Source organism: Agrobacterium sp. DSM 25558, from assembly GCF_900100825.1.
Lineage (GTDB): Bacteria > Pseudomonadota > Alphaproteobacteria > Rhizobiales > Rhizobiaceae > Agrobacterium.
Genome location: NZ_FMUD01000010.1, coordinates 57,786 through 79,246 on the forward strand (window position 1 = coordinate 57,786; position 21,461 = coordinate 79,246).

Below are 21,461 nucleotides of genomic sequence, written 5' to 3' on the forward strand. Positions count from 1 at the left end.
TCGCCGGTTGTAACAAATAATTTGTTTCCGGGCGGTTTGCAGCCCGGAAACGCCATGCAGTCGCGTAGACATTTTCTGGCTCTCTCGCTTGTCTCCTTGATTGGAATGCGAAGCAATGCGTTTGCCTCGGGCAATGTTTGCCGCATCGTTGCGATAGACTGGGCAGCGGCAGAATCCTTACTGGCTCTGGGCGTTACACCAGCGGCTGTTTCGGACACCGGATATTTCCGCCAGAGAATGCCGCTGCCGCTTTCGGATAATGTTCTTGATATCGGTCCATTCTGGGAGATCAACCGCGAGCTTCTTGCCGAAATCGCGCCCGATCTGATCCTGATAAACAGTGCCAGTCTCATCATGACCCCAGATATCGCCCGTATTGGCCGGGTAGAAACCGTTCCGGAGAAAATTGCCGCTGGAGACCGCTACGATCTCTCAATCGACATTCTGCATCATGCCGGAAAGGCCGCAGGAGTTGAGCCGTCCCGAATGGATGCCATTGCAGCGCAAGGGATTACGCACTTTGCAGCGTTGCGTGCACGACTGCCCAGCCGGTCCCGGCGTGTGTGCGTCCTGCTACCAGACCAGACGGGTCGAGGCGTTGTCGTTTACGGAAAAGGCAGCCTGCCAGATGCTGTCCTGCGAAGGCTTGGACTTGAGAACGCATGGCAAGGGCCGGTCAATGCAGCAGGCGTATTCCAGACCGGTTTCGATGCGCTGTTCGAAATGGAAGAGGACATTTTCGTTCTGATCGATATTCCGGTATTGAGGCAGCAGACGACCAGAGGCCTGGAGAAAAGCGCCCTGTGGCAGGCGCTTCCGGCTGTCGGACAAGGCCGAACCTATTGGATTAGACAGTTTTATCCATTTGGTGGGTGTATTTCTGCCTTACACCTCGCAGAGTCCATGACCTCAGTGCTGGAGGGAGCGGGTTGATAAAGAGCACACCGTCAGCATCCAACAGCCTGCCACGAAATGGTACGGTCTTTTTTCTGCTCATCGCTATTACGGCATCAGCACTTGCCCTGAACGGACTTGGCCATTCCCTGCCACCCGCGCAGTGGTGGGCGTTTCTCAGCTCTGCCAAAATCTCAACGCCATCTGAAGCGCTAGTGTATTATGGATTGCTGCCCCGCATAGTCGTGGCTCTTGTCGCAGGTTTCGCCCTTGGACTTGGTGGCACCGTCTTTCAGCAGGTTCTTGACAATCAACTGGCCGAACCGGGTCTCCTCGGCGTCTCGTCCGGTGCAGGTCTGGCTTTGGCTGCCAGCCTCCTCTACGCACCGCCATTGTGGCGCTCCGGCCCCGAAGTCGTTGCGCTGGCAGGTGCCGGATTGGCGCTTATGGTGGTTCTCGGCGTGGCTTTCGGGCGGGGCATGGCCTCCAACACTCTCATTCTGGCAGGTGTCGTCGTCAATTTATATTGCGGCGCTCTGTATTCGCTTCTCGTCTTGTTCAATCACGATTTCCTCACCGATCTTCTGCGTTGGCAGGCCGGGTCGTTGCAACAGAGCGACTGGCGCGGCCTCACCATGTTGCTTCCACAGGTCGCTGTCATCTCCGGCGCTGTTTTCCTCATGCAGCGACCGTTGACGCTTCTTTCGCTTGGGGATGGAACGGCGAAGACGCTCGGTGTGTCATCAACGACGATGAAGATCGTTGCTCTGGCCTGCGCCTCCATGCTTGCGGCTTTCGTCACGGCAAATTTCGGGATCATCGGCTTTATCGGTCTGGCTGCGCCCGCGCTGGCAAGGACGCTCTGGCCGAACAACAATACCAGACTTTTACGGTCTGCCGTAACTGGTGCCGTGCTGTTGCTGCTTGCGGATCAACTCGTGCGCCTTCTGTCGCAATATGCTGGCGATATTCCAGTGGGAGCCGCAGCCGGGCTTTTAACCGGGCCTTTGCTTGTTGCTCTTGCTCTGCGTAATCGTAAGGCCTCGCTGCCGCATCATGACATCGCGCCTATACAGTCATCGATCAAAATCCGGTCCACCGCACAGTTGACAGGAATTCTGGCCGTCCTCCTCATCGCCGTGACGATCATGGCGTTCTTTGTCGGGCAGTCACAAATGGGATGGCAGGTCGCTACGCTTTCCGATATGGAGCCAGCCGTGAATTGGCGTCTGCCACGCGTTCTTGCCTCCGTTGGTGCAGGCGCATGTCTGGCAATCTCCGGGTTTATTCTTCAGCGCAGTTTGCGCAATCCTCTTGCCAGTCCCGATCTGCTAGGGATCGGCCATGGCGCCGGTCTTGGTTTGGCCTTTGCCATCATCCTGCTGCCTGCAGCCAGCATCTGGTCGAAATTCGCTGTGGCCTCGGTCGGTGCCGTCTTCGTGCTGGGCCTCGTCGTGCTTCTTTCTTGGCGCAATGCCTTCCATCCCGAACGAACCCTGCTGATCGGCGTCGGTCTCGGCAGCACGATGAATTCGCTGTTGGTTCTTGTGCTCGCTGGCGGCGGCCCGAAAGCTGCCGCTCTGTTAAGCTGGTTTGCCGGGTCTACGGGCGGTGTTAGCCTTGATGAGGCGCTTGCTGTAAGCGTGGTCGCAATCCTTACGCTCATATCTGGCGTCCTTTGCCATCGTTGGCTGGAGCTGTCCTCTCTAGGTGATCCGACTGCTACCAGCCTCGGTGTGCCGATGAAGGCATCCCGCGCGTTGGTGCTGGTGACGGCCTCGATCGCAACTGCTGCCGCCACAATCGTCATCGGTCCATTGAGCTTTATTGGCCTCATGGTGCCGCATCTTGCAAAGATGATCGGATTTCGTCGGGTCGCAGACTCCCTCGTTGGATGCGCTTTGCTTGGCGGCTTGCTGATGGTGTTTTGCGACTGGTTAGGGCGCAATCTGATTTGGCCGTGGCCAATGTCGCCAGGGCTGCTGGCCGCATTCATAGGTGGGCCACTGCTTCTCTGGCTCATTCACCGAAACGAACGAAGATGACGGTCCAGCGGTTCAACAGGCAGGATCATGTAAGATGAGTTTCGAATAGGCAGACGTCAGTGTGCGTGTGAGTAATAATACGCTGCTTGACACTCTCACGCTCGATTTACAGAAGGGAAAAACGATCGGACTGATCGGCCACAACGGTTCCGGGAAATCCACCCTGCTGAAACTTCTGGCCCATCAAGTCAAACCAACCGCAAGCCGGTTGCTGTTCCAAGGAAAGCCCCTTGAGAATTGGGGCGGGCGTCCGCTGGCACGCAAGATTGCCTATCTGCCGCAACATATGCCGGCGACGTCAGGAATGTTGGTCAAGGAACTCGTGGCACTGGGTCAGATACCCATGGCATGGAGCACTTGGACAGTTTGGAACGACTGATCGTGACAAGGTCGAGCAAGCCCTAGCTCTGACCGATACTGGAGCGCTGAAGGAGCGGCTGGTCGACACGCTGTCGGGCGGCGAACGCCAACGTGTGTGGCTTGCGATGCTTGTGGCGCAGGATGTGGAGTGTCTGTTGCTCGATGAGCCAATCTCGGCGCTCGACATTGCCCATCAGATCGAAGTCCTTTCACTCATCCAAACGCTATCCAGAGAGAAGGGTCTTTCTATTGTCTTGGTTCTGCACTTCGTCAACATGGCAGCTCGCTTCTGTGACGATATCATTGTCCTGCATACCGGCAGGCTTATAGCGCGGGGAGCACCGGAAAAAATTATGACAACGGAAGAATTGAAGCGTATCTATGGAATTTCGATGCATGTGATGTTCCATCCACAAACCGGAAAAGCGATTGCACTAGCTTATTAAAGCGACGGCGGTGTGGAAAGACAACAGTCGACTGTGGTAAGCGAATGGTCGACTTTCCCCGAGACCGCATGCCGTATGAGTTCTTTTCCCGTCCTCGTCAGAGGACTGCGTACGACCTCATGCGTCGGCTGTACTCGGGACAGCACTGTGATGAAGAGCGTTTGCGTGAAAAACGCCCAATCTCCCAAGAGATGGTCATCGCTCATTTTTGCCAGCAGGCATTGAATGCTGAAACGCTTCTAATCAATGTTTCTCCAGTGCCTTGTTGCCCTCGTGCATAGATCGGAAGCCCTCTTGCATGCGGACGAGATCGTAGGCCTCGCAGACCTTGGCGGTCATCTGAACATGCAGTTCTTGACTGTCGTCGATGTCGAACGACTGGACCACCCCGGAGCTGATCGCGAAGGCCTCATGAGGTTCCAGGCTGCTGTTATCGATCAGCAGGACTTCATCCGCGATCCTCAGGGCCTCGGTCAGCTTCATCAGCGATCCTTTATGCCGCCTGCGGATCTTTTCTTCAGGAATGTCATGACCGCCCTTGAGGACACGCTGCCTAACGCCCTCGACATTCGTCTCAACGAAATCCAGGGCGACGTAATACAGTCCTATTGTGAACCCAGCCTGCTTTGGTTCCTGCATCAACCGTATTGAATGCTGGCTGCTCAGTGTCGTCTCGAAAATAAAGCTTTGCCGGGTTCTTATCATCTCGGCAATTTCATGAGTGCGGCTCTGCCAGCCTGCATGTCGGTCGATCTGCCATTGCAGCCCGAGGGTATCGCCTTGGCGATTTCATCAGCGTTGATCCAGACACCTGCAAGATCGAGCTTCGTGACGCGGAAGGCTTGCCGGAGCCATTCGGCCCTGCAAGGAGGATGCATGACAATTCCGGCATGAAGCGACTTCAACCTCACTGTCGCCGGGGCGTGATCCGTGCGCTCGCTTGCCGACCGATCCTTTGCCTCGTTCTGCTTGTCCTTGGCGGAGATCGACAAACCCATGCGACGGCTCTCGGCAAGAGCTTCCCGGCCAATCTGCTTCAGGGCATCCTTGTTTTCGCGGTACTTCTTCAAAAGCATCGTATATCTCCTTTCCTTGTCTCGACTATAGAGCTTCACGCCATCCGCTGCAAAATCCGCTTTTGCAGGTTTTGCCGATAGCAACACTGGATCCAACAGGTCGCGCGAGACGGCCTTTAAGCACTGAAGGTAGCAGCTTAATAGTAGCGGCTCATGCCAAAGGGTTTCAACAAACCAGCGGCCAAGCTAAGCCAGATTATGTTGTCGATGGTTCTGATCCCATCAAAAGCGTGGAATGGACCCTGCAGGCTGTAATCCGAACGAACGCAGCAAGCTGGAAATAAATTAGAACATCGCTCGAGAAATGAAACTGCCTTGTAAGGGAAAGCAAAAACGTCGTAGAGGTCTTTTGTTTTCTCCCCGAGGCGATTGTGAACTTCTTCACGCCTGTCCAGCCGTGTTATGGGAGCGCCTGTCAGGCATTGTCACGACCACCCTGACCTTCGTAAGCAAAAGCCCCTGATGGCTTTGGGTTGCAATAGGGCCGTCATAGTACATAAATTTACGGTTTACTTGCAATCGGTGTTCTTCTGGAAAGAACTGTCGATGATATAAGCTGCGGGTTTGGAACGATTATGAGATATTTTGCTGGGCGCGAGTTTGTTAGTTTGTCTGGCCGTCGCCCAACGCTTGCGTGGCAATTTGCCTTTGCGGGTACGATCGTTCTGTTGTTGGGTATGATCCTGATCGGGCTCTGGGTAACATCGAAAATCGAGAGTGCGGCCGTTAGGAACATGGCGAGCGGCACTGCCCTCTATGTCTCGGGCATCGTCTCGCCATTGACACAGGAACTGGCGACCAGCTCATCGTTGAGCGATGATGCGCGAGGCAAAATTCTCGACACACTCAACCAGGGGCCTCTAAGAGGTGAACTGTTTTCCTTCAAAATATGGGGCAAAGACAACAGGGTCGTCTTCAGCAGCGAACCAGGGTTGATTGGTAAGACCTTTGAAGGGTCGCTTGGGCTTTCTACTGCGTTCAATGGCACGGTTCATGCCGCTTTCGATGATCTGGAAGGCGAGGAACATGAAGAAGAAAAGCGCAGTGGCCAGGTGCTGCTGGAAATCCACAGCCCCATTCGTGACGCGGTGTCCGGCCGGGTTATCGCGGTCGCGGAATTTTATGAGCGCTCTGCCGATCTGATGTCGGAGCTGGACAACGTCCGCTATGAGAGCTGGCTGGTGGTGGCCGGGGTAACCGCAGGCATGTTGGTGTTGCTGTTCGGTATCGTCGCAAAAGGCAGCCATTTGATCGAGGCGCAGAAACGATCTCTGCATGTGCAGGTCACGGAGTTGTCGCGGATGCTAGAGGTGAACAGAGATTTGCGCCAACGTGTCGATCAGGCAACGCAGCGCACGGCCGCACTGAACGAGCGATATCTTCGCAGGATATCTGCTGAGCTGCACGATGGCCCGGCTCAGCTGCTAGGATTTGCAGCGTTACGGCTGGAGGCTATCCGCACCGGACGGGCAAGAGATGACGACGAAGCCATGGTGCAACATTCCATCGATGAAGCCGTCAGAGAAATCAGGGGTATCTGTCGAGGACTGAACCTGCCAGAGCTTGAAGGGCTTTCCGGTGAAGATGTGGTTCGCCGGTTGATTACTACACACGAAAAGCACTCGGGTCGATCTATACAATTGGATATCGCTCCGCTGGAGGTCTCATCCCAGGCAATGAAAATCTGTATCTATCGATTCCTTCAAGAGGCTCTCAGCAACGCCACCCGGCATGCTCAGTCCGCCGATATCGCTGTCTCCGCAAGCGAAACGAATGGCGAAATCGTTATAGGTGTCCGGGATAACGGTATCGGTTTTGTCAGGCGTGATGATGAGGACGGCCTCGGTCTGGCCGGTCTTGAGGAGCGGGCCGCAGGACTGGGCGGAAGATTGACGATTGTCTCTGCTATCGGATCAGGCACGTCGATCACCATGACCCTGCCGAGGGTCACTAGTTCATGAGACCGCACGTGATCAGAATCGTTATTGTCGACGATCACCCCATCTTTCGAAGTGGTCTGTCCCGTAGTCTGGAAGATGAGCCGGGTTTCGAAGTGGTTGGCGAAGGTGCCAGCGCCGCCGATGCAATTTCATTATTCGACCAACACCGCCCAGATATCATGTTGCTGGATTTGTCCATGCCGGGTGGCGGACACTCGGCATTGCACGTCATTCTGCGCCGGGACGCTGCGGCTTCGGTGATTGTGCTGACCGCTTCGGGACACGATTCCGATATCGCGCAAGCTCTTGCTGAGGGAGCAAAGGGTTATGTGCTCAAAGGGGTTGGCGTATCCGAGCTTGTGAACGTCATTTCGACCGTTGCAGCTGATGATGGTTGTGTGGCGTCATCTTCGACGCGAAACGTTATGGCCGGACTGAAAACCGTCAACCATCCGGCGCAAGTCCTTGCCACCCTGACACCCCGCGAAGAGCAAATTCTTGAGCTTGTTGCAGCGGGCAATAGCAATAAGGAAATCGCTCGGCTGCTGAGCCTTCAGGAAAAAACCATCAAACACAACATGACCCGCATCCTCCAGAAGCTGAAATTGCGCAATAGGACCGAGGCTGCCATCTACCTGCGCGAAGCGCGATCAAAAGGCTGATCCTCGAATAATCGGTTCCCGTCCCATCCTCCTGATAGGGACTTTAGTCCCCATGGCCCGAAACCATCCACGGGTATAAGTGGAGTTTATCCGAATAGTTTTAAGCGCGTTTCATTCGCGCATTCGGATACACAAATTGCACGGGAAATAGGGTCCGCAGCGGCCTGTTTTGATCGGGAGAACGACGTGACTAAACGATCTGGAAAACACCTTTTGATTGCGGCTGCGCTTGCCGCGACGGGCCTTGCTGGCGTAGCGCGTGCGCAGGATACCGATGGCATTGTCGTCTATAACGCGCAACACGAAGGATTGGGTAACGCCTGGGCAGAAGCCTTCACGAAGGAAACAGGTATCAAGGTCACGCTCCGCAAGGGCAGCGACATGGAGTTTGCCAACCAGATCGTTCAGGAAGGCGCCAATTCTCCGGCCGATGCGTTCCTGACAGAAAACTCTCCGGCGATGGCGCTGGTGGAAAGCAAAGGTCTCTTCGAGCCCGTTGCCAAGGAAACACTGGATCAGGTTCCTGAGCAGTTCCGCCCTGCGAACGGTCATTGGGTTGGCATTGCAGCCCGTTCAACCGTATTTGCCTATGACAAGACAAAGCTGACAGAAGACAAATTGCCGAAGTCGATGCTCGACCTTGCAAAGCCGGAATGGAACGGTCGTTGGGCCGCATCTCCAACGGGTGCTGATTTCCAAGCCATCATTGGCGCGCTGGTACAGCTAAAGGGTGAGGCTGAAGCCACGACATGGCTGAAAGGCATGAAGGAAAACTTCAAGGCCTATCGCGGTAATTCTACGGCCATGAAGGCTGTCAATGCCGGTGAAGTCGAAGGCGCCTTGATCTATCATTATTACTATTTCGGTGATCAGGCGAAGACGGGTGAAAATAGCAAGAACGTCGCGCTGCACTACTTCAAAAATCAGGACCCGGGTGCTTTTCTCTCCACGTCGGGCGGTGGTGTGCTTGCGTCTTCCAAGCACAAGGAACAGGCTCAGGCCTTCCTGAAGTGGGTTACCGGCAAGGGTGGCCAGACAATCCTGCGTGAGGGAGATTCGTTCGAGTATGCCGTGGGAAATGGCGACGCTTCCAACAAGGCACTGGTGCCAATCGCCGATCTCCAGGTACCAAACGTTGAGCCTTCCACGCTCAACAATGCCAAAGTCACCGATCTGATGACGGCGGCTGGCCTGCTCTAAATCATTACTGTCAGACAGAAGTCATCGCAGCTTGCCTGCGATGACTTTTCGATTTCGAGGCCCGTATGAAATCTGTCGTGGAAACCGGTCAATTCTCCATCTCCAGACCCGGTCTGGTGGTCGAGGTGCCATGGACAATCCTGATCGCAATCGTGGTTGCGTTTCTTGCGCTTCTGCCGTTTTGCTTTGTGTTATGGGCAGGCATCGAAACCGGTTGGAAAACGGCATCACACTTGATTTTCCGTGCCCGCGTCGGTGATCTTATGGTCAATACGGTCCTGCTGATCCTCTTTACCGTTCCCATTTGCATCATACTGTCGGTGACGCTGGCCTGGTTGACGGAACGGACCGATCTTCCCGGTGCCCGGCTGGCGTCGTGGCTGGCCATTGCGCCGCTGGCGGTGCCGGCCTTTGTGCATTCCTATGCCTGGATCGGTTTGTGGCCGGGCTTCAATGGTTTGCCTGCAGGCATCGCAATATCTGTCGTAGCCTATTTTCCTTTTATATATCTGCCCGTATCGGCAGCGACCCGATTGCTGGATCCAGCGCTTGAAGATTGCGCGGAATCGTTGGGGTTGAACCGCTTTGCGGTATTTCGCCGTGTCGTGTTGCCGCAATTGCGTCTGGCAATCTGTGGCGGAGCACTTCTTGTTGGCCTTCATTTGCTTGCCGAATACGGGCTTTATGCCATGATCCGCTTTGATACGTTCACGACCGCGATCATGGATCAGTTCCAGTCGACCTATAGCGGGGCTGCGGCAAACATGCTGGCGGTCGTCCTTGTCTTCTGCTGCATTTTGCTTCTGTACCTCGAAGCCAGATTGCGCGGTAAGGGCCGCAGTGCGCGCGTGGGTTCGGGTGTCTCAGCCCGCAACCGCACTGTTCCGCTGGGCCGATGGAAATACCCAGCTTTTGCCATGATCATAACCGTTTCCGCATTCTCGCTCGGCATTCCGGCTCTGACGCTTGGGCATTGGCTCATTGCTGGTGGGGCAGGCGTGTGGAAGGTTGGTACAATCGGTCTGGCACTCTGGCAGACGATGGAGATTTGCTTGATCGGTGGCATCGTTGTCACTGCGGCTGCCGTGCCGATTGCATGGCTTTCCGTCCGTCGCCCGACGCGCGCCTCCGGTCTGCTGGAGAAATGTTATTATCTGGCAAGCTCCATGCCGGGCGTGGTCGTCGCGCTGGCGCTGGTAACGGTGACGGTCAGGGTTATTTTGCCGCTTTATCAAACCGTTTCCACTATCGTTCTCGCCTATGTCGTCATGTTTCTGCCTCGTGCGCTGGTCAGCCTTCGCGCAGGCATAACCAAGGTGCCCGTTGAACTGGAACAGGCTGCGGCAAGTCTTGGCCGGTCGCCAACGCGTGCGCTTTGGTCCACAACGGTACGGCTTGCCGCACCGGGTGCAGCGGCAGGCGCGGCGCTTGCTGCTCTCGGCATTATGAACGAGTTGACGGCGGCTCAAATGCTGGCACCGAATGGCACCCGCACACTCGCCATGGCCTTTTGGGCGATGACAAACGAAATCGATTATGCCGGTGCAGCTCCCTATGCCTGGCTAATGGTACTTTTTTCTCTGCCGATGACATTTCTGCTGCACAACCAATCCAGAAAGATTTCCGGTCGATGACATTTCTGAAGCTTCACGCCGTCGGCAAATCCTATGGCTCGGTGGTCGCGCTGGATGGCGTCGATCTTTTGGTCGAGGCGGGCAGCCGCACCGCCATCGTTGGCCCGTCTGGATGTGGAAAAACCACGTTACTGCGGCTTGTGGCCGGTTTTGATGTCCCGGATTCGGGAACGATAACCCTCGGTGGCGAGATGATCGCCGGTGATGGCCATCAGGTTCCAGCGCATCGCCGAAATATTGGCATCGTGGCGCAAGACGGCTGTCTGTTTCCACATCTCTCTGTGGCAGACAATATCGGCTTCGGCGTTAATGCCGAACGTGCGGTCAGACATGGCAAGGCGGCTGAGTTGATGGACATGGTCGGGCTTGATCGCGCCATGCTCTCGCGCAAACCCGATCAGCTCTCGGGCGGCCAGCAACAACGCGTGGCGCTGGCCCGCGCATTGGCGCGAAAGCCGCGTTTGATGCTGCTGGATGAACCGTTTTCGGCGCTCGATACCGGCTTGAGGGTCGCAACCCGAAAGGCTGTAACAGACGTGCTGTCTGCTGCGGGTATTCCGACCATCCTCGTCACGCATGATCAGGCAGAAGCATTTGCATTTGCCGAACAGCTTGTAGTGATGCGAAATGGCATTTTTGCTCAGGTCGGCTCGCCTCAGCAGCTTTATGCTCATCCGGTAGATCCTGTGACGGCAAACTTCTTGGGCGAAGCGATTGTTCTGCCAGCGGAGGTTTCTGGGGGCTATGCTGCCAGTGCACTTGGCTTGATGCCCGTCGATGCCCCCCTATATCGCGGCCATGCCCAGGTCATGATCCGCCCCGAACAGATCGTCGTAGCAAGCCCCCCCAGCAACGGTCAGCCATCCGGCACGATCAATGAAATGAGCTTCTGCGGGCCAACTTTCGCTGCAAAGATCACTCTCCATAATGGCGGATCGTCTTTCTACGTCAATATTCCCTCCAATGAAGGACTCAACCTCGGAGATAGCGTGTCTATTTCGGTTAGGGGAGCGGCACATTTTTTCAAAGCGTAACCGCTTGTCGCCACCGATTTGGAATGCCGTGACCAATTGCAATCAAGCCATTATCGATCAAACGAGCCTCGTTTTTCCTGTTGGCCACAAGACTTAAGCTCTTAGTATACCTGCGCTATTCCATGTTCTAGAAAATCGCAATCGACTTGCCTTCCGTTCAATTACCTTCAAGGCGATCGATTAGTAGCATCCTGATGACAACCGCCTATGCTATCAGGCTGCCTCGGCTCACAAAAACGCGTCGCGAACGCCTTCCTCTTCCTCGTGTGAGATGATGCCAGCTACATAGCCGGCACGACAATAGCAGTCGATGGCTGGCAACTGTTGCTGAAAGGTGCGGATTTCCGGCTTCTGCCTTCGTAAAAGCGGCCCGTATTTCGCTCCCCGGCAACGCGGCGTCTCGCGTGGTTCGCATAATCTCGGGAACCCCTGTGACTTGCGCGGGTTATTTATGCATGACCCCAACGAGGAGTGGAACCATGCCTAACAATGATAGTTTCCCGACAGACCCGGCATCCTCACAACGAGGCCCGACATCGACGCCGGGAGTTCCGGACCGTGTTCAAGAGAAGCCGCTGACGCCTCCCGTTCAAGACCCGGGCGATAGCAAAAATCCAAACGATCCTACGCTTAATCCTGCGCTTTTGCCGATAGGTGACCCTGCTGGCGCGGCGTAATCGGTAAACTGCTTAAAACTTAAGGCGCTTGAAGAACGTTGCTCACGGAGCTGGTTTTCAGGCGCTTTTTAATTCGTATTTGGAGGGGTTGATCGAAGTATACGGTCAAAGCATATGAGATAAAGACCGTTGCCACTATAAAGGTCAGGCCAGCCGGGATTGCCCAGCCTGCGTCACCGGGACGGGGCACGAGAAATACCGTCCACGCAAGCAGTGGGATGTGCAGCACGTAGACGGCGTAAGACGCTGTTCCCAGAAAGCTCGAAACCCGATCAAGCCAGCCGCCCGCCTCGATTGCGGACGAGACACTCAATAGGATCGGCCAGACAAGCAACACGATGACGACGTCGAATATCGGGCGAATTTCGTCGGTGATGGGCAGAAACAGCACCAAAGCAACGACTGACAGGCACAGCACGGCCAGCGCAGGACGGGTTTTGATTGTTTGACTGCGAAAGCGATAAATGAGCACACCGGCGAAGAACGAAAAGAATACTCTACCCATGCCTGCATACATCTCGTGCCATCGAAAACCGAGATGAAGCTTCCCAGAATGGATGGTTGCGATGATAAGGACACAAGCGCTCAAGGCTAAAATGACGCCAATTGTCTTCACCTGCGCGCGAGCGCCCTTGAGAGCATAGGCGATGTTGACCACAAGTTCATTGAACAGCGACCAAGCGGGGCTCACCAGAAACAGCGCACCATTGAGCGTGAGCGTAAAGGGGGCCGGTAAAAACAGCAGCCCCGTTACCAAGGCAAAACCCAGTTCCGCAGGCTGTATCTTCCGGTGAAGATCATCAATGGGAGTCGGTAGATCGAGGAAATACAGACAGACGAAGAAGGCTGTCATCAGCAGCAGCGCTAAACCATAAAGCGGATACAGCCTTAAGAACCGCGCCTTCATGAAGTTTAGCGGCTTTATTTGTCCGCTTGCAAGCCGCTCGCCGTAGGCGTGAGCCAAAACGAAACCGCTGAGCGCGAAGAACAAGTCCACAGCCAGATAGCTCGATGCTTCCGGCCTGCCAAAAAAGACTTCAGCATGCCGATGCACAATAGCAACTGCCGCCAGCCCCCGTATTCCATCGAGCAGCACAAACCGATGCGGGACGTGAGTGTCTGTCATTGATGATCCTGAAAGGCAGAACGCCAACGCATCAAACGCATGGAAGCAAAACCGGTTCATAACGCATATCACATTGCGCGATTTTGTAGAGGCTCTGCCGTCATCAATGAAGAAAAACGTTGTAGCACGTTGTGAGAGAGTTCGACCTCGCGCACTAAACGTTTGACGGTGTTTCGCCCGAGCATAGAGCGGATCATGTGGCTTTGCGGTGCATGGACGCTCGAGACTATAGTCTCTTCGCAATCCTCGGTTCCCACCAAGCTCAGGAGCGAGAACGGTTATAGTGCCGGCATTTTCGATGACGCCACGTCGCAGGGCAAAAGCGTCGTTGCCAATCGGAAAACTGGCATCGACATCCCGCGAGATCAATGTCGGCAGGAGAAGTGCTGCCACTCTTTTTCCGGTCGCATCCGGTCTTTGACTGCTGTTTGAAGATGCTCGTGTAGCTGCGATAGACAGACCAGTTATGATCACTTGCGAGATGACAGCGCGGCTGGCAATCATAGCAGGTATTCCGCACATTTGTTAACCAGAAGTAATGCCGCTGGCTTGCCACTTTTTCTAAAGTGTGTTTGATTGACGCTACCCTTACTGGAAGGGGTATTGGGTTGAGGCCCGCCGGTTGGGTGGGACCTAAGGCGGGCCTCCCTGACTTCCGATCGCCGTTTTCTTCTCAAATTTGCCACGCGCCTTGTCGTCGCGTTCCTTTGAAGCCGCTGCAATGATACGCGCCACCACGCCGGGCGCGCTCCTGTGGGCCGTCATTGAGGTTTGGCCATGATGATGATGCCTGTGCGCGCGCAGGTGACGAAAGGCGCTCCCAGTGTGGCCCCTCAACCGGAGAGAGAGAAGAAGGCGAGTCATGTCGCGACAAAGTTTGCCACTAGCAGCATCGGCGTCCTGGAGTCCGTCATACGACAGGCAATCTGAAACGCACTACCAGCGCTATGCCATCGGTGATTCAAGACGGGTAAGCGTAAATTTTCGTGAAACTGCATCGTGACCGATGCTCCGGCGAGAAAGTTTCATGGTTTGACGCTACTGTGATTTAGCATGCATCAAAATTTCTGCTCCAAACACGGTCGGTCCACTGATCGACCTACCGTGTTGCTATCCATCATCCAGGGAGTCTCGATTTGATCAACGAACGTTCGCCCATTGCCCCATGTTCGTCCAACCGGGGCAAATCAGAACAGGTACCATGTTGCCGCATCAGATAGCGTTGAGGATTGAGGCAGCGGAGCTTGAGTGGAAAAAAAGAGCGCTTGCGACAAGGCACCGGAAGCCCTTGTCGAAAACAAGGTTGTTTCGGAACCTATGGTGTCGGATGCACGGCCCAGATTCATGAACTCGTGGTGGTGCAAACCGGTGAACCGGTCATTTCGCCGTAGTTGCGGCGTAATCAGGTCTGAAAAGCTCAATTGGAACAGCCATCGATGTGGCTTTAAAGCGCTCTCACCGGACGATGTGGGCCTTATTTTTTAGGCAACTTGAAGGTGCAATCGGGAACTCTCTTCGGTTTACACATGCGAAGGATTTCGGCGCGCGCTGCGTCAGCACCCTTCGAGGGCTGTTTTTTAACGTACGGGCCAGACGTAAAGAAGAGCCGGGACGCTAACAAAGATGATCAACAATGACAGAGGCAACCCCAATCGGGGATAATCAGAAAACTTATAGCCCCCGGGTCCAAACACGAGCGTGTTGCATTGGTGGCCAACAGGGGTCAGGAAATCGGAGCCAGCACCAATCGCAACAGCCATGAGGAATGGCTCTGGTCTGAATCCGAGATTTGTGGCGAAGGTCGCAGCGATTGGCCCCATCACAAGCACAGTCGCTGCATTGTTGAGAAACGGCGTCACTGCCATAGCGGTAACAAGGATGAGTGCAAGTGCGCCCCAAGCCGGAAGATTGGCTGCAGCGTCCCCAAGCCAGCGGGCGATCAGTTCGCTGCCACCCGTTGTGCGCAGGGAGTCGGAAACTGGGATGAGTGCCGCGAGCATGACCAGGATGGGGCCGTCCACAGACTTGTAGAAATCCGTAAGCGGAATAGCGCGGAACACGACCATGCCAAGTGCAGCAGCGAAAAACGCTACCGAAACAGGCACTATGCCGATAGCTGTCGTTGCCATGGCAATGGCCAAAATCACTAACGGAATGAACGAACGGCGTTTCGTGCCCAAAAGCACCTCTCGCTGAGCCAGCGGAAGCAGCGAAAAATCCTGCAGCATGGCAGTTAGACTGCTGCGGCTACCCTGTAAGACAAGAACGTCGCCGGTTGTTAGCGTCAGTCCGCCTAATCGCTCCTTCAGGCGTTGACCCCGACGGCTGATTGCAAGCAGGTTGACCCCGCGTGTGTACGACAAGGCTAACTCTTTCGCTGATCTTCCCGCAAGCGTGGACTCTTGGCTGACAATTGCCTCAACAGAGATAACGTCAGTTTGCGGCTGTCCGTGATCCTTTAGCGGTTTGCCCGACAGTTGCAAGTCGCCGCCTGACACGACCCGATCAATTGCGCTCGACGAACCTTCTAAGAGAACTATGTCGTTGTGACGCAAAGTCAGGTCTGGAAACGGGGCCATGCGAGTTGAGCCCCGTAAGACAGCACTCGCTACGACTTCCCCGTCACCAAGTTTCAGTAAGGTGCTCAGAGGCTCCGAGATCAGCATTGAATGCTCCGGTATTGTGACCTCGCTCGAGTAATTCTTAATCTCAACCGCTTCCTCGATCGAGCTTTTTTGCTTGTTCCGGCTTGGAACAAGCCAGTGAAAAAACAAAAGGAAGGTTATACCGACAACCGCCAGGATGCCTCCAACGGGCGTAAAATCAAACATCGTGAACGAGGCCCCGGTCATCTCCTGTCTTAACCGAGAAACGACGATGTTGGGCGAGGTTCCAATTTGTGTCATAAGTCCGCCGAGCAGAGCGGCGAAGGCCATAGGCATCAGGTATTTCGATGGCGACACCCCAGACTTTTTTGCGAACTGAAAGGCTACCGGCATCATAATTGCGAGTGCGCCTATATTCTTGATGAACGCGGAAAGGACTGCCACCACGATCATCAAAAGTGCGAGCTGTGTTCGCACGGTGCTGAGGCTTGGAAAGAACTTCTTAATGGCGATATCGACAGCGCCGCTGCGAGCGACACCCGCGCTGACGACCAGAGCGCTACCAACGATGATGACGATGTCGTCGGAAAAGCCTGAAAATGCTTCGGTCGGTGGAACGATACCGACAGCCACGGACCCAATCAACGCGCAGCAAGCAACGACGTCGTAACGGAAGCGGTCCCAAATAAAGACTGCCATCATGAGTGCAATGACGGAGAATGCGAGGATCTGATGCGTTGTCATGTCATACCGAAAAGGAGGCTAGCGTATATGCGACAACCAAACGGGATGGAAAACGCCATTTAAAACGAATGTCGGCAGGGCAAGTTCCAATAGCAACGAAACTTAGGCCGTTCTTCCCAAACGATACATCGCCGATGTCGACAATAGTGACGAGGTAAGATTTATCAAAAATGGGCAATAATCAGTTTTGAAAGCTCTACCTGGGCAGTAAACCATTTGAGTTAAAAAGGCATTCTCAACAACCAGAAATCATTGAAGATTAGTGTCCCCTACGGCCTGCGAAGTGCTAAGCAAGTTAACGCTTGGACCTCGTGTCTCGCCGCTGGCCAATGGTGTAGGGCTTGCAAGGCCGTAGGACTTCGCGCCCGTGGTGACGAAGCAGTGGCGGGCAAGCACCGAGGAAGTCGCCGGCAAGCTTACGAACGACCAGCGGAAGGCCATCGTGGCGGCCGTGAAATCTTGAGATTACAAGAAATCACCCAAGGCCAAGAACCGGGTTGGCAATGCTGCGGCCCTTGCCGTGATCCTCGACATGGACGACGGGTCGCAGCGGAAGCGGGCGGATAGCCCGGTCACGACACAGACGAAGAAAAGCGCGCTTGTCGAGAGGAGGGCATGATCCGGTCAGGCGTGAGATGACGGTGTTTGTCAGGGTGGCATAGAGACGAATATCGGGCCAGAAATAGCTGGTTATTTTTTAGGCGGAACGATGTGCTCCTGAGAGTGTTTAGGTGTTGCCAAAACGCAGTCGGTCGGGCTGCGCTGCTCGTTGGGTGCGGGAAGCGTTAGACGTCTTTAGGATCAGCTGCGTCGTTAGGACTAATTTTTTTAGAGGAGACCTTCATGAACTCGATCATTTATCTGGTGGGACTGGTCGTTGTCGTCCTGTTCGTTCTCTCTCTGTTGGGGCTACGTTGATGGTAGAATCTACATTGATCGAGAACCCGAACCGCAGCTTCGTTGACTGGCCTGCAATTTTTGCCGGTACGGCCATCGCCTCCGGCACTGTGGCGGTACTCACCGCGTTCGCTGGCGGACTGGGCTTAAACGCAATCTCTGCCGACAACGGCGGCGAACTCAGCATTACATGGCTCATCGTAACTGGCCTTTTTGTGGTCCTGTCCATGGTGGCGTCATACATGCTTGGTGGTTACATCACCGGTCGCATGAGACGCCCAGTTGGAGGCTCCGCAACCCGAGATGAGCTTACGACTCGAGACGGAATCAATGGTTTGGTCGTGTGGGGCATCGGCACGGTCGTATCCGCTTTTCTTGCGCTCAGCGTGGTTTCGGGCGGCGTAAAGGCCGTCGGGAGCGTTGCTCAGACCGCAGTTGAGGCTACTGGCTCGGCGGTCGGTGGCGCGGCGCAGGGCGTGGGTCAGTTGGCTGGCGGAGTCGTTTCAGGCGCTGGTAATGCCCTTGGTGGTCTCGCCCAGGGCGCTGGTCAGGCCGCCGCTCCAAGCATTGAGCAGTCGTTGCCACAGGGTCTCAAAGCAAACCCGATCGAATACTTCACCGACACGTTGCTGCGGACAGATACACCTGCACTGAATGCCGATCCTAACAGTGGTGATTTCCAGCGCCAAGCCGGCGGCATACTGAGCAATCTGCTGTCGACGGGCGAAATATCCGATGCGGATAAAGCATGGATGGCTAATCAGGTCGCTGCACGCACAGGCATCCCTCAGGCAGATGCGCAGACCCGCGTGAACCAGACTGTGGAGCGTGTTCAGGCCGTTCGTGCAGCAGCGCAACAGCGCGTTGATGAAGCTCAAAAGAAGGTTAACGAACTGAGAGCCCAAGCCGAAAAGACCGTGCAGGACGCCAAGACTGCAGCCGCAGATGCGGCCGAGAAAGCCCGGATAACCGGTATTCTGACAGCTTTTCTTCTTGCGGCATCTTCGCTCGTAGCCGCAGCAGCAGCTTATATTGGCGCTGTACACGGCGGGCGTCACCGGGACGAGGGTCGCGTTTGGGGCGGTCTCGCGTATCGAAAGTAGGATCGATGCGGAGGCGGAACCATACGCGCCTCTGCGCATTCTTAATGCCAAGTAGCTTGCGCACTGACCACGGATGTACTGGCAGAAGATGACAAGCGGCAGGAAGGTCGGTGCGGTTTCGCCCCGGCCTTTTTTGTTCCGTTACGCTCAGGCCTCATAAAATCAGAGCCGGAAGATAAAAGTGGCGGTGATGCAAATGCTTGAGAAATAGGTGCGTGCGCAGCGGTCATAACGTGTGTGGATGCGCCTCCAGCTCTTTACCTTGCCCCATAGGTTCTTTATTTTGTGGCGTTTCCTGCAGAGAACAGGATCGTGCGGGACGGGCACTTCCCGGTTGGATGGTGAAGGGCAGGCGTCGATCTCGCGCTCGGCTAAGGCGGCGCGAAACCAGTCGGCGTCGTAGCCCTTGTCCGCCAGCAACGTCCTGGCTTTTGGCGGGACACGCAGCATGTGTCGCCCCTTTGTAATCGCCTATCTGGCCTCCGCTCAAAAGTAGGACAAGAGGCCTTCCTTCTCGATTGCAGACGGCATGTTGTTTGGAGTTCAGGCCGCCTTTGGTTCGTCCTTGTTTATCAGGCTGGCTGCACTGCGACCCGCTTTGAGGTGCGTGGCATCGATCATCATGGATTTGCTGCGATTTGCTGTCAGTTCGGCCAAGATGGGGTTGAAGACACCGAGCCGGCTCCGGCGAATGAAACGATTATGGATCGTCATATGCGGCCCGTACAGCAGATTATCTAGGGCTTGCACGGCAAGGACATTATGAAGCGCTACAAGTTCATCGGCGTGTCCTGTCAGCGTGATGCTGATCGCCTTCAAGCGTTGAATATAAATACGCTCGTCGACCATGCATTCTGGCACGTGACCCATGATCGCAACCTAGCGCGCCGCGTCGTATGTCACCTTGATGCGATTAAATATCAGTTTCCCGACATGAAGGCGGCTGCCTGACCATCCAGGGGTGGTCGCAAAGTCAACGATCGACCTGCCTAGGGACGGTCGGGAAATGCAATGTTACTCCAAACACAAGTTTTACAATTCGCGCCAAAAGAAAAGGCCCGCGTTTGAAACGGGCCTAGAAGGTTTACCAGCGGTCGCGACGATCACGATGGCTACGCCATTCTCTGTGATCTCGGCGATCTCGCCACTCTCTGCGGTCATGCCAGCGGTCACGACGATCCCATCTTTGCTCGTAGTGTCTTGGCGGTCCAACGGGGCGGCAATATCCGCGTGGTGACAGACGAAAACCACGTCCGCATGCATAGTCTACGTCGTGCACGACGGATGCAGCCGGTGCAGAGGGGTTGCCAACAGGCATGGCGTTTGCACCGCTGCCGATGAGCGCGGTTAGAATAATTCCCGCACCGAAGATTAACTTGCGCATTTCAATGACTCCTTTGTGATGAGCCATTTAGCTCCCATTTTTGTGAATGCCCTCTGAACGAAACGTGAGGATTTTGTGGCGGTCCCGCGTGCGTGCGTGCAAGAGCGCGCGTGCAAGGGGTTGAGCATGTCTGATAAGACAAGCCGCGTAGACAGCCTGGCTGAGGCCGTGAGTATTGCTTCTGCGGCTGCTGAGGAAATCCCGTTTCCCGATAGAGAGTCCTCTTGAATAGGGCGACGTTCCGTTTTTCAAAAATGTCATTGCAGAATATGCCCGCGCCGAATGGTCAACCCACCGGCTTGGGATAGCAGCCATCCTGGCTCTCACGATGGCAGATTTGGCGTGTGAGCAAGACCCTCTGCGAAGCGACGGTGCCGTCGCATGGACAGAGGCTTTCGGGCGAAGGCTGAAATCACGAACGGTGGGCTAATATTGATCGCCGCGACGGTCCCATCGATCTTGCTTTCAACGGCGGTTCTCGTCCAAGTCGCCGTCAGCGCACAGCAGCGGAAGCGATAGACTGCCATTCCCGGGTCATGTCTTTACGACAGATTGGAGTGCGGATTTCAGATAACGCTCTGTAAGTTCATTACCGCTTTGCTGGGCGAGCGTGATCGCTGCGGAAATATGGCCTTCGATCCCTTCCTCTGTCTCGTGTACTTTCATGTCATCGGCAGGCATCACAATCCCGGAGTATGTGACGGGTAAACCGTCCTCATCGCGTGAACAGGAACCGATGCTGACGAGGGACTTATACCGTCCGCTAGGGCTGAGAATACGATAAGGCGTAACGGCGGGAGTGCCGCCGAGCAGAACACTATGGATGCGCTCAGCCAGGCGCGCGCGATCATCTTCGACGATAAGCGAAAGGATGTGTTCCACTGGGACCCCTTGGATGAGGTCATCGTCACCTATCTCGTAAAACTCTCCAAACGTCTTGTCGGCGGTAATTATGTTCTCCGGGATCGACCACGAGTAAAATGCCACTTTTCGCAGTAAGCGGTTTAACAGCTTTGTTTCTTTAACTTCTGTCTGCATAGAGCACCACGTCTCCGCATGTTTCCTTCACCCTGACAAAAGCTAGAATCTGTAAATCCGGAAAACAAGACGCAAAGCTAAATGTTGACGCCTTATTCAATCCATCTAATGATTGCCGATCAATCTTTTGCTTATTGAACTTCGGTTACCGCGCCTGAAACGCGTCTCGACGAACTTTTCTTTCAAACTATCGTTACACTCCCCGCGAGGCTTTACGCCTTGCACTCGTTCAACAACGTATTGAGAGGGTTCATCATGACCACAGGCACAGTTAAATGGTTTAACGCCACCAAAGGCTTCGGATTTATCCAGCCGGACAACGGCGGCGAAGACGCCTTCGTTCACATCTCGGCTGTCGAACGCGCCGGAATGCGCGAAATCGTTGAAGGACAGAAGTTGAGCTACGAGCTCGAACGCGACAAGAAGTCGGGCAAGATGTCAGCCACAAACCTTCAGTCTGCATGATTTTTGACTGCTTTCGCTTTGATCACGGATGTACTGGCATCGCAGGAGCAGAATTTTTGGAAGGCCGGACGATTGTCCGGCCTTTTCCAGTTTGCATAAATCTACGGAGGGCTTGATGTCCCAGAGCAAA

General features: G+C 55.0%; 19 protein-coding genes and 1 pseudogene. 11 read left to right on the plus strand and 9 right to left on the minus strand.

The genetic code is table 11. The features are described 5' to 3' along the window. The first annotated feature begins 54 nt into the window (after positions 1–54). The 3 genes and pseudogenes from DSM25558_RS10855 (at position 55) to DSM25558_RS10865 (ending at position 3,745) form a co-directional block, all read left to right on the plus strand. A complete protein-coding gene (locus DSM25558_RS10855) occupies positions 55–933 on the plus strand; it encodes an ABC transporter substrate-binding protein (protein WP_077104627.1) in 879 nt (292 codons plus the stop codon). Beyond that, on the plus strand, positions 930–2,939 hold the full coding sequence (fhuB, locus tag DSM25558_RS10860; protein ID WP_200800743.1) for a Fe(3+)-hydroxamate ABC transporter permease FhuB: 2,010 nt from the start codon (positions 930–932) through the stop codon (positions 2,937–2,939). Before DSM25558_RS10855 ends, fhuB begins: the two co-directional genes overlap by 4 nt. A gap of 61 nt (positions 2,940–3,000) precedes the next feature. Further along, positions 3,001–3,745: pseudogene (locus DSM25558_RS10865) on the plus strand (ATP-binding cassette domain-containing protein). A 243-nt stretch (positions 3,746–3,988) separates the two neighbouring features. Here the strand turns inward: DSM25558_RS10865 and DSM25558_RS10870 are convergent. Then, positions 3,989–4,450 (minus strand): zeta toxin family protein, encoded by a 462-nt coding sequence (locus DSM25558_RS10870; protein ID WP_244554163.1) that lies wholly within the window; start codon positions 4,448–4,450, stop codon positions 3,989–3,991. Further along, positions 4,447–4,821 (minus strand): hypothetical protein, encoded by a 375-nt coding sequence (locus tag DSM25558_RS29285; protein WP_244554164.1) that lies wholly within the window; start codon positions 4,819–4,821, stop codon positions 4,447–4,449. Before DSM25558_RS29285 ends, DSM25558_RS10870 begins: the two co-directional genes overlap by 4 nt. A 575-nt stretch (positions 4,822–5,396) precedes the next feature. Here DSM25558_RS29285 and DSM25558_RS10875 point away from each other — a divergent pair. The 6 genes from DSM25558_RS10875 (at position 5,397) to DSM25558_RS29295 (ending at position 11,968) form a co-directional block, all read left to right on the plus strand. Next, positions 5,397–6,782, plus strand: a complete 1,386-nt coding sequence (locus DSM25558_RS10875) for a sensor histidine kinase (protein ID WP_077104629.1) — start codon at positions 5,397–5,399, stop codon at positions 6,780–6,782. Between the two features lie 8 nt (positions 6,783–6,790). After that, positions 6,791–7,423: a response regulator gene (locus tag DSM25558_RS10880; RefSeq protein ID WP_244554165.1), complete on the plus strand. Its 633-nt coding sequence runs from the start codon at positions 6,791–6,793 to the stop codon at positions 7,421–7,423. Between the two features lie 186 nt (positions 7,424–7,609). Beyond that, positions 7,610–8,623 (plus strand): iron ABC transporter substrate-binding protein, encoded by a 1,014-nt coding sequence (locus tag DSM25558_RS10885; RefSeq protein WP_077104634.1) that lies wholly within the window; start codon positions 7,610–7,612, stop codon positions 8,621–8,623. A 65-nt stretch (positions 8,624–8,688) separates the two neighbouring features. Continuing rightward, the gene (locus DSM25558_RS10890; RefSeq protein WP_077104636.1) at positions 8,689–10,257 is read left to right on the plus strand and encodes an ABC transporter permease; all 1,569 of its coding nucleotides are present in this window, start codon (positions 8,689–8,691) and stop codon (positions 10,255–10,257) included. Then, on the plus strand, positions 10,254–11,291 hold the full coding sequence (locus tag DSM25558_RS10895; RefSeq protein ID WP_077104638.1) for an ABC transporter ATP-binding protein: 1,038 nt from the start codon (positions 10,254–10,256) through the stop codon (positions 11,289–11,291). Before DSM25558_RS10890 ends, DSM25558_RS10895 begins: the two co-directional genes overlap by 4 nt. Positions 11,292–11,770: 479 nt before the next feature. After that, the gene (locus tag DSM25558_RS29295) at positions 11,771–11,968 is read left to right on the plus strand and encodes a hypothetical protein (RefSeq protein WP_077104640.1); all 198 of its coding nucleotides are present in this window, start codon (positions 11,771–11,773) and stop codon (positions 11,966–11,968) included. Positions 11,969–11,987: 19 nt separating this feature from the next. Here the strand turns inward: DSM25558_RS29295 and DSM25558_RS10910 are convergent, their stop codons facing one another. Together DSM25558_RS10910 and DSM25558_RS10915 are read right to left on the minus strand one after the other, a co-directional pair. Beyond that, entirely contained in the window at positions 11,988–13,487 is a 1,500-nt protein-coding gene (locus DSM25558_RS10910) for an acyltransferase family protein (protein WP_244554166.1), read from the minus strand. A 1,184-nt stretch (positions 13,488–14,671) separates the two neighbouring features. After that, positions 14,672–16,444 (minus strand): SLC13 family permease, encoded by a 1,773-nt coding sequence (locus DSM25558_RS10915; protein WP_077104644.1) that lies wholly within the window; start codon positions 16,442–16,444, stop codon positions 14,672–14,674. A gap of 917 nt (positions 16,445–17,361) precedes the next feature. On the opposite strand from DSM25558_RS10915, the gene DSM25558_RS10920 reads away from it, so the two are divergent. Further along, complete coding sequence (locus tag DSM25558_RS10920) at positions 17,362–18,444, plus strand: ATP synthase subunit B family protein (RefSeq protein ID WP_077104646.1); 1,083 nt, start codon at positions 17,362–17,364, stop codon at positions 18,442–18,444. Positions 18,445–18,606: 162 nt separating this feature from the next. On the opposite strand, the gene DSM25558_RS10925 is transcribed toward DSM25558_RS10920, so the two are convergent. From DSM25558_RS10925 to DSM25558_RS10945, 5 genes are all read right to left on the minus strand, one after another. After that, the gene (locus DSM25558_RS10925) at positions 18,607–18,894 is read right to left on the minus strand and encodes a transposase (RefSeq protein ID WP_083716412.1); all 288 of its coding nucleotides are present in this window, start codon (positions 18,892–18,894) and stop codon (positions 18,607–18,609) included. Positions 18,895–18,987: 93 nt separating this feature from the next. Next, entirely contained in the window at positions 18,988–19,293 is a 306-nt protein-coding gene (locus DSM25558_RS28800; RefSeq protein ID WP_159442486.1) for a hypothetical protein, read from the minus strand. Positions 19,294–19,528: 235 nt separating this feature from the next. Then, a complete protein-coding gene (locus DSM25558_RS10935) occupies positions 19,529–19,828 on the minus strand; it encodes a GCG_CRPN prefix-to-repeats domain-containing protein (protein ID WP_077104820.1) in 300 nt (99 codons plus the stop codon). Positions 19,829–20,151: 323 nt separating this feature from the next. Beyond that, positions 20,152–20,355, minus strand: a complete 204-nt coding sequence (locus DSM25558_RS28805; protein WP_159442487.1) for a hypothetical protein — start codon at positions 20,353–20,355, stop codon at positions 20,152–20,154. Between the two features lie 7 nt (positions 20,356–20,362). Beyond that, positions 20,363–20,866, minus strand: a complete 504-nt coding sequence (locus tag DSM25558_RS10945) for a PAS domain-containing protein (RefSeq protein WP_077104647.1) — start codon at positions 20,864–20,866, stop codon at positions 20,363–20,365. Between the two features lie 255 nt (positions 20,867–21,121). Between DSM25558_RS10945 and DSM25558_RS10950 the strand changes: the two genes are divergently transcribed. Continuing rightward, positions 21,122–21,331: a cold-shock protein gene (locus DSM25558_RS10950; protein ID WP_077104650.1), complete on the plus strand. Its 210-nt coding sequence runs from the start codon at positions 21,122–21,124 to the stop codon at positions 21,329–21,331. Positions 21,332–21,461 lie beyond the last annotated feature (130 nt).